The organism is Streptomyces alkaliphilus (assembly GCF_014141535.1).
In the GTDB taxonomy this organism is placed as follows: domain Bacteria; phylum Actinomycetota; class Actinomycetes; order Streptomycetales; family Streptomycetaceae; genus Streptomyces; species Streptomyces alkaliphilus.
This window is the reverse complement of the sequence record NZ_VKHT01000962.1, coordinates 1-1888: the sequence shown is the minus strand read 5'-3', so window position 1 is coordinate 1888 and position 1888 is coordinate 1. Positions and strand designations below refer to the sequence as shown.

Annotated in this window: 2 protein-coding genes; both read right to left on the bottom strand. The window is 74.5% G+C overall.

Features of this window, described 5'->3' with window-relative positions:
* Nucleotides 1-645, bottom strand: a 645-nt coding sequence (locus tag FNQ90_RS21515) for a response regulator (RefSeq protein ID WP_182607871.1), incomplete at its 3' end; no start/stop codon positions are given.
* On the bottom strand, nucleotides 642-1835 hold the full coding sequence (locus FNQ90_RS21510; RefSeq protein WP_182607870.1) for a sensor histidine kinase: 1194 nt from the start codon (nucleotides 1833-1835) through the stop codon (nucleotides 642-644). The genes FNQ90_RS21510 and FNQ90_RS21515, both read right to left, overlap by 4 nt.
* Between the last annotated feature and the right edge of the window lie 53 nt (nucleotides 1836-1888).

Below are 1888 nucleotides of genomic sequence, written 5' to 3'. Positions count from 1 at the left end.
CACCAGCCCCGTCTCCCACGCCCGGGCGGCGATCTCCACCCGGTTCCTGGCCCCCCACTTGCGCTGCACGTTGGTCAGATGGGTCTTGACCGTGCCCACCCCGATGGTCAGCGCCGCCGCCACCTCGGCGTTGGTCGCCCCGCGCGCCACCAACACCACCACCTGCCGCTCCCGCTCCGAGAGCGGATCGGGCTCCGGCCCGCCCCCGGCCGTCGGCTCCGCGGTCAGCCCGCGCAACAGGGAGATGGTGACCGACGGGCTGATCAGCGCCTCCCCCGAGGCCGCCGCCCGTACCGCCTCCACCAGCAGGGCCGGACCGGCGTCCTTGAGCAGGAAACCGTACGCACCGCCCCGCAGGGCCCGTCGGACATACGCCTCGTCGTCGAAGGTGGTCACCACCACCACCCGGGGCGGATCGACCATGCCCGGACGGGTGAGCAGTCGCAGCGCCTCCAGCCCGTCCAGCCGGGGCATCCGGATGTCCATGAGCACCACGTCGGGACGGTGACGGCGCGCCAGTTCGACCGCCTCCGCGCCGTCGGCGGCCTCGGCGACCACCTCGATGTCCTCCTCGGCGGCGAGAATCAGACCGAACCCCGTGCGCACCATGGCCTGATCGTCCGCGATCAGCACCCGGATCGTCATCGGCCGACCCCCGCGCCCACGAGGGGCAGCTCGGCGCGGACGGTCCAGCCGGCCCCCGGTGCCGGACCGGCCCGCAGCGTGCCCCCGATCAGTGAGACCCGCTCACCCAGGCCCATCAGTCCGAAGCCGCGCCCCGGGCCGCGTCCGGAACCGTGTCGGCGACGCCCGTCGTCGCTCACCCGCACCACCAGGCTCTTCCCCTTCCGGTCCACGACCACCTCCACCCGCCGGCAGTCCCTCGCGTGCCGGCGGATGTTGGTCAGCGCCTCCATGACCACGCGGTGGGCGGTCGTGACCACCTCGGCGGGCGGTTCGTGGCCCGGTTCGCCGATCCCCTCGCCGACCGTCAGGTCGATCCGGGCCCCCTCGGGCGGAACGGCCCCGGCCACCAGGGACTCGATCCGTTCCCGCAGATCGCCCCCGGGCTCATCCCCCCGGGCGCCCGTCCCGGAGTCCCGCAGGGTTCCGACCATGCGTCGCATCGAGGTCAGTGCCTCACCGCCGGCCTCCTCGATGCGACGCAACGCGGGAGCGACCGCCTCCGGTCGCTTCTCCGCGATGGTCCGGGCCCCCTGGGCCAGGACCACCATGCCCGTCACGTGGTGGGCCACGAAGTCGTGCAGGTCGCGGGCGAGGTCCGCGCGCTGCTCCAGCCGCACCGTCCGCTCCCGCCGACTGCGGTCGATCGCCACGAACCGCACCGCCAGCCCGGCTCCGGTGACGGCCATCACGACCACCACCAGGAGGAGCGCCAGGATGATCCCGATCTCCCCGACCCCGGGGGTCAGGGGACGCAGCACGACGGCCGCGATCACCAGGGGAACGGCGCCGGCCGCCGGCCGTGCCGCGCCGCGCGCGGCCACGAGGGCCGCCAGCGTGACCAGGGCGAGGATTTCGGTGAGGCCGTACGGCACGCCCCCGTTCCACCCCGTCCGGGTGGCGGCCGTGGTCCCCAGGGAGACGAGAGCGGCCCCCACGCCGACCCGGGCCAACGCCCGGGCCCCGAGCAGCGGAGCCGGCGCGGTGAGCCCCGCGACGATCAACCCCGCGTACAGCACCGGCTCTCCCCCCGATCCCCGGAAGGACTCCGTCCACAGGTACTCCAGGGCGCCGACCGTGAGGAGAACCGCGCAGAGTCCGACCGCGAGGGCGGGGGCGGAACGACCGACCGTTTCGCGACGAGTGGTCATGCCGGGAGTCTAGGTCGGGCGGGGACGGGGCGGTTCGGCCGAAAGTCATAGCC